The 6,430-nt window shown below is 42.4% G+C and carries 7 protein-coding genes; 3 read left to right on the top strand and 4 right to left on the bottom strand.

What is annotated here, in order from left to right; genetic code table 11:
- On the top strand, nt 1-283 hold a 283-nt coding region (locus tag A1QO_RS02120; RefSeq protein WP_038131945.1), incomplete at its 5' end, for a pantoate--beta-alanine ligase.
- Nucleotides 284-368: 85 nt separating this feature from the next.
- Here A1QO_RS02120 and A1QO_RS02115 read toward each other — a convergent pair.
- The 3 genes from A1QO_RS02115 to A1QO_RS02105 form a co-directional block, all read right to left on the bottom strand.
- The gene (locus tag A1QO_RS02115; protein WP_017036672.1) at nt 369-1,139 is read right to left on the bottom strand and encodes an ABC transporter permease; all 771 of its coding nucleotides are present in this window, start codon (nt 1,137-1,139) and stop codon (nt 369-371) included.
- Between the two features lie 2 nt (nt 1,140-1,141).
- Complete coding sequence (locus A1QO_RS02110; protein WP_017037185.1) at nt 1,142-2,125, bottom strand: ABC transporter ATP-binding protein; 984 nt, start codon at nt 2,123-2,125, stop codon at nt 1,142-1,144.
- Between the two features lie 171 nt (nt 2,126-2,296).
- The gene (locus tag A1QO_RS02105) at nt 2,297-3,967 is read right to left on the bottom strand and encodes a SulP family inorganic anion transporter (protein WP_026026504.1); all 1,671 of its coding nucleotides are present in this window, start codon (nt 3,965-3,967) and stop codon (nt 2,297-2,299) included.
- 226 nt (nt 3,968-4,193) lie between these two features.
- Between A1QO_RS02105 and can the strand changes: the two genes are divergently transcribed.
- Nucleotides 4,194-4,859, top strand: a complete 666-nt coding sequence (can, locus tag A1QO_RS02100) for a carbonate dehydratase (RefSeq protein ID WP_017036669.1) — start codon at nt 4,194-4,196, stop codon at nt 4,857-4,859.
- Between the two features lie 62 nt (nt 4,860-4,921).
- On the opposite strand, the gene hpt is transcribed toward can, so the two are convergent.
- On the bottom strand, nt 4,922-5,488 hold the full coding sequence (gene hpt, locus A1QO_RS02095; protein WP_276203914.1) for a hypoxanthine phosphoribosyltransferase: 567 nt from the start codon (nt 5,486-5,488) through the stop codon (nt 4,922-4,924).
- A gap of 290 nt (nt 5,489-5,778) precedes the next feature.
- On the opposite strand from hpt, the gene A1QO_RS02090 reads away from it, so the two are divergent.
- Nucleotides 5,779-6,399 (top strand): LuxR/HapR/OpaR family quorum-sensing transcriptional regulator, encoded by a 621-nt coding sequence (locus A1QO_RS02090; RefSeq protein ID WP_017036667.1) that lies wholly within the window; start codon nt 5,779-5,781, stop codon nt 6,397-6,399.
- Nucleotides 6,400-6,430: the final 31 nt, after the last annotated feature.

Raw genomic sequence — 6,430 nt, 5'->3', positions numbered from 1 at the left:
TCGTGGCGGACGTAACGATTACGATTCACTCATTGAAGATGCGAGCGATCAATTGCGTGCGGCCGGTCTGCAACCTGATGAGATTTTCATCCGTGATGCTCAAACTCTGCAAACCATCACAAATGACACCGTTCAAGCTGTCATTCTGATGTCTGCCTTCTTAGGGCAAGCTCGACTCATCGATAATCAAGTTGTCGATTTAGTCACAGAGACCAAAGCAGACAACAAGTCCATTAACAAAGATGAGCAAAGCCAAGATACTCAGACTGCTGAATCAGAATAAACTGCCTGAAAGCACTCAAAAAGGTCGACATGTTATGTCGACCTTTTTCATAGAAGCAGAAGATACCGATGGAAAAAAGCCAGCTCTAGCTTCTTAAACCAATGCCTCGAGTCACCAGGTAATGCGCTACCGCATAAAGCCCAATAACAAACGCGATTAAAACCCCAAAAGAAGTCACGATATCAACGTCTGACACCCCTAAGAATCCGTATCGAAATGCATTAACCATATACACAATTGGGTTTATTTTTGACACGCTTTGCCAAAATTCGGGTAGTAAGCTGATGGAATAGAATACCCCCCCTAAATAGGTTAATGGCGTCAAAATAAAGGTTGGGATAATCGAAATATCATCAAAGGTTTTAGCAAACACGGCATTGATCAATCCGCCAAGAGCGAACACCACCGACGTTAAAAACACCGTCATGACAATGATCCCCCAATGTTCAACCTGTAAATCCACAAAGAACAGAGAAACAAAAGTCACAATCGCACCCACTAATAGCCCACGGGTGACTCCGCCCATCACGAAGCCCGCGATAATGACATAGTTTGGTACAGGCGCGACTAATAGCTCTTCAATGTTTTTTTGAAATTTGGCACTAAAAAACGACGAGGCAACATTAGAATAGGAATTGGTAATGACCGACATCATAATAAGCCCAGGAACGATGTATTCCATGTAGCTAAAGCCATTCATTTCACCAATTCTCGCACCGATAAGATTACCAAAAATGATAAAGTACAGTGTCATTGTTATTGCAGGCGGTACAAGCGTTTGCACCCAAATTCGGGTAAAACGATTCACTTCTTTGGTCACTAAGCTGCAAAACGCTGTCCAATAAATCTGATACATGATTATTGCTCCTTAGCTTTAGCTTTAGCTGAAGCTTGAGATTGAAGTGAAGCTTGGTTTTGCGATGACGCTTTCGATTGATCTTTCACGATATTAACAAAGAGCTCTTCTAGACGATTTGCTTTATTGCGCATAGAAAGTACTGTGATACCTTGTTCGGTCAGCTGACTAAAGACATGATTCAAACCCTGAGACTTATCCAGTTCGATCTCAAGTGACCCATTGTCTAATCGTTGTGAATTAACACCACTCAAAGGATCTAATGCCGTGACACCTTCAAGGTCGAGAATAAACGTCTCGACTTGGAGCTGATTTAACAACGCCTTCATCGTGGTGTTTTCTATCAACTCACCTCGGTTAATGATGCCAATATTACGACACAGCATTTCCGCTTCTTCCAGGTAATGCGTGGTCAAAATAATGGTAATACCCTGCTCTTTGTTGATGTTTTTTAAGAACTCCCACATGGAGCGACGCAGTTCTATATCAACCCCCGCGGTCGGTTCATCGAGTATCAGTAACTGTGGCTCATGCATCAGCGCACGGGCAATCATTAGTCGGCGCTTCATGCCTCCCGATAGGTTTCGTGCACGTTCGCTGCGTTTTTCCCATAAATCGAGTTGAGAAAGGTACTTTTTCGCTCTTTCTTTGGCGAGTACTCTTGGAACACCGTAGTAACCCGCTTGCTGTAGAACGATCTGCTCTACGGTTTCAAATGGATTAAAATTGAATTCTTGAGGAACCAAACCCAGGTTTTGCTTAGCCAGCTCTAGATCGCTATCGATATCAAAACCGAAGACTTTGACCTTACCTGAGGTTTTATTCACTAGCGATGAAACCACACCGATGGTGGTTGATTTGCCAGCACCGTTGGGACCAAGTAAGGCGTAAAAATCCCCTTTTTTGACATTTAAACTGATGCCTTTTAGAGCCTCAAACCCACCGGCATAAGTTTTTCGCAACTGTTCTATTTCTAATGCGTACATAATATGACATTGCTCTTTTGGTTTTATGGCTAACACATGACGCCGATGCGTCTGTTTTTCAACCCAACACCCAATATAAATTATCACTCTGCATAAGAAAACAAAGGCGCTGCAATAATATCGCAGCGCCTTGTAATTAATCAGTACAATCTTCTGAAATAAACCACTTATCTAAACGAGAGACACTGAGGTTTCATCAACATCTACATGCTTTAACGCGGCCTTTAGAGCCTCATACCTGAACGAATAGGTATTGTTTTGAGAGACCAAATCAAGCACATGAAACTTCTCTAATTGTCGGCGCGTGTGTTCGTTAGGACAAAGCAGTAACACTTCACATTCGGCGTCTTTTGCATCTTTAATTGCGTTTTCAAGAGCCAGTCCTACCGTGACATCAATCATTGGGACGTCGGTAAGGTCCAAAATCATCACTTCGTAATCAGAGATACTATTGTGCTGGCGAGAGATCGCTTTTGATACGCTGAAGATCATCGGTCCTGATAGATAAAAGAACAGAACCTTACCATTCGCTCGGTCAAGCAACCCTCTTTCACTATCGGTCAGTGGTACATCATTTTCATCGGCATCACTGATCGCTTTAACTTGTCTTGCTTGCTCTAGACTTAACCGCTCAATAATAAGGATATTGGAGATAAATACACCTAAACCCACCGCAACAATCAAATCAACAAATACCGTGAGTAACATGACGCCATACATGATCGCCATGCCCTGTACACTGACTTTGTGGGCGCGCTGAATGAAACTCCAGTCGAGAATATTAAATCCGACATAAACCGCAATACCCGCTAATACGGCCATCGGTATAGGTTCTGTCAATCCACCAGCCACCAGCACGACCAACATCAGTACCAGAGCTCGAATAATGCCAGAAAGCGGTGAACGAGCGCCAACCTGAATGTTCGTCACAGTCCCCATGGTCGCTCCCGCGCCAGGCAATGCGCCAAACAAGCCTGAAATCATGTTCGCCAACCCCTGACCTCTTAGCTCTTTGTCTGAGTCATGATCTTTACGCGTTAACGAGTCGCCAATAACCGCAGTAAGCAAGGTATCAATACACCCTAGCGTTCCCAATACTAAGGCATCAATCACCATTTCCATGAAGATGTCAGCGTTAATATGAGGAATGACCAGGGAAGGCAAACCAGCAGGAATCACACCAATACGTCGAATGTCATCGGCATCAAATAAAACCACTGAAACTAGGGTAACCGCAATCAGCGCCACTAGCTGAGCCGGCACGTATTTTCGATATTTTTTTGGAAAAAAGAACAAAATCGCAAGCGTTGCAAGGCCTAAAAATAGCTCACTGAATTTTAAATTGGCGAACGTTTCAGGAAGCGCATTTAAAGTGCCTATCACCCCACCAGAAGGAGCGGCATACCCCAATAATGGAGAAAGCTGCAAGATGATTAAAATAACACCTATGCCTGACATAAAACCTGAGATGACGCTGTAGGGCATTAAAGTAATGTATTTTCCAAGTTTCAATGTCCCTAACAAGATCTGAAATGCCCCTGCCATCATGACAACGGTAAATGCCATCGCCATTCCGGTTTCTGGGTACTTCGCCATCATACTGGTCAAAACGGCTGTCATGATCACCGTCATTGGCCCGGTAGGCTCTGAAATTAAACTCGTAGAACCACCAAACAATGCGGCAAAAAAACCAACAAAAATCGCTCCCCATAAGCCAGCCTCCGCGCCAGCGCCTGAAGCGACACCGAATGCCAACGCTAAAGGAAGTGAAATGATAGCGGTGGTGACACCACCAAATATGTCGCCTTTTAAGCGCATGTCTTCAAATCGATTTCCAAACAAAATTCAGATCCCTGCTGATACAAAAACAATTCACATCACTTTATCAAATAAAGTTAGTATTTTTCACCTTTATTAACATTAATCTTAATAATCCTTCCGCACCTGCCTTTTATAAGTATGTGAAATTTCTTGATTTAGCTCATTAGACAAGTCGGTATGACACTATTTTAACAGATAGAAATTGTAACATTGTGTATAGTGTGGCGAATGATAGAAGGGAAGTAAGATGCCAGAAATAAAACAGCTCTTTGAAAACAATTCAAAATGGTCGGATTCCATCACCTCAGAGCGCCCCGAGTATTTCACTAAACTCGAAGAAGGACAAAACCCCGGCTTCTTGTGGATCGGCTGCTCAGACAGTCGCGTTCCCGCCGAGCGATTAACCGGATTGTATTCCGGCGAGTTATTTGTTCACCGAAATGTTGCCAACCAAGTTATTCATACCGATTTAAACTGCTTATCCGTTGTTCAATACGCTGTGGATGTTTTGAAAGTGAATCACATTATCGTTTGTGGTCATTATGGCTGTGGCGGTGTTAATGCCGCTATCGATAATCCTCAGCTTGGTCTCATCAACAACTGGCTACTGCATATTCGTGATTTGTACTTAAAGCACCGTAACTGGTTAGGTGAAATGCCCCAAGCCGCACGAGCAGATAAGCTGTGTGAAATTAATGTAGCAGAACAAGTGTATAACCTTGGGAACTCAACGGTATTACAAAGCGCTTGGGAACGAGGCCAGCATGTAGAAATTCATGGGGTGGTTTACGGCATCGGAGATGGAAAACTCTTGGATTTAGGCGTTAGATGCTATAGCCGAGAAACGCTTGAGGTGTCGTATCAAGCAGCAATGGCCAAGATACTCAACAATGGTCACAAAACAAACGGATAAATGAACAATGCTCATCAATAAAATGCTCACCAAATTAGGTGAGCATTTCTCGTTCTGATCAATTATTCCTGCGGAACAACCTTACCAATATACGGAAGGTGGCGATATTTCTGTGCGTAATCGATACCTACACCCACCACAAATTCATCTGGGATAGCAAAACCAATCCATTTAGCATCAACTTCAATTTCACGCTTTACTGGCTTGTCTAGTAACGTGCACACTTCGATTGAGTTTGGCTCGCGTAGCGACAAGATTTCAATCACTTTGCTTAGCGTATTTCCGGTATCAATGATGTCTTCAACGAGAAGAACATCTTTACCTTTAATATCATCATCCAGATCTTTCAAGATTCGAACATCGCGGCTACTTTCCATCGTATTGCCATAGCTAGACGCCGTCATAAAGTCGACCTGGTGCGTAATATCAATGGCACGAGCAAGATCAGCCATAAAAACGAATGATCCGCGCAACAAACCAACCATAACCAAGTTTTCACTGCCTTGGTAATGCTCGGTAATTTGCTTGCCTAGCTCTTTTACTCGTTTCTGAACTTCCAATTCAGAAATCATAGGTTCAACTGTATGTTTCATAGCATTCTCAATTAATCGGTGATGACAGAATGACAAAGCCTTTTGGCCCACATCAAACGCTGAATTTTGCCGCTATAGTACCACTCCTCTCTTTGTGAGTTAAATTTTTCATTCTTTCTCATTTATTAGAGGGTCTATAAAATTAAGCACATTGAATCTAATCACTATCCACATTATTGACTATTATATAAGCATAAATCATTGACCAACCTCATATGCACCATTACACTCATTGTGTTATTTAAATAACAAAAACAACATTAGAGCAAAGACTCTAAGTGCAACTTTAATAAATACAATACGTCAATTGGTAAGGAAAAAACGATATGGACTCTATAGCAAAAAGACCACGAACAAGGCTGTCTCCACAAAAGCGTAAATTACAACTAATGGAAATTGCATTAGAAGTATTTGCAAGGCGCGGAATTGGGCGTGGGGGGCATGCTGATATAGCAGAAATCGCGCAAGTCTCTGTCGCAACGGTCTTCAACTACTTCCCAACACGTGAAGATCTTGTCGATGATGTACTCAACTACGTAGTACGTCAGTTTTCAAACTTTTTAGCTGATCACATCGATTTAGATTTACACGCAAAAGATAACTTACGTAACGTTACCGGTGGAATGGTGAATCTTGTTATCCAAGATTGCCATTGGTTGAAAGTATGGTTTGAATGGAGTGCGTCAACCAGAGACGAAGTATGGCCTCTGTTTGTGTCATCCAATCGTACTAACCAAATGTTAGTCAAAAATATGTTCATCAATGCAATCAATCGTGATGAAGTGTGCAGTGACCACGATCCTGATCATCTCACTAATCTATTTCATGGCATCTGTTATTCATTATTTGTTCAATCAAACCGCCTCCAAAGTGAGGCTTCGATGGAACAACTCACCAACAGCTATTTAGATATGTTGTGTATTTACAACCACGACAACCAACAATAAGTTACGGCTAACCATAAAAAAACCGCTGAAT

The organism is Vibrio genomosp. F10 str. ZF-129 (assembly GCF_000287055.2).
In the GTDB taxonomy this organism is placed as follows: domain Bacteria; phylum Pseudomonadota; class Gammaproteobacteria; order Enterobacterales; family Vibrionaceae; genus Vibrio.
The sequence above is the reverse complement of the archived record's forward strand: the minus strand, read 5'-3'. Positions and strand labels throughout refer to the sequence as shown.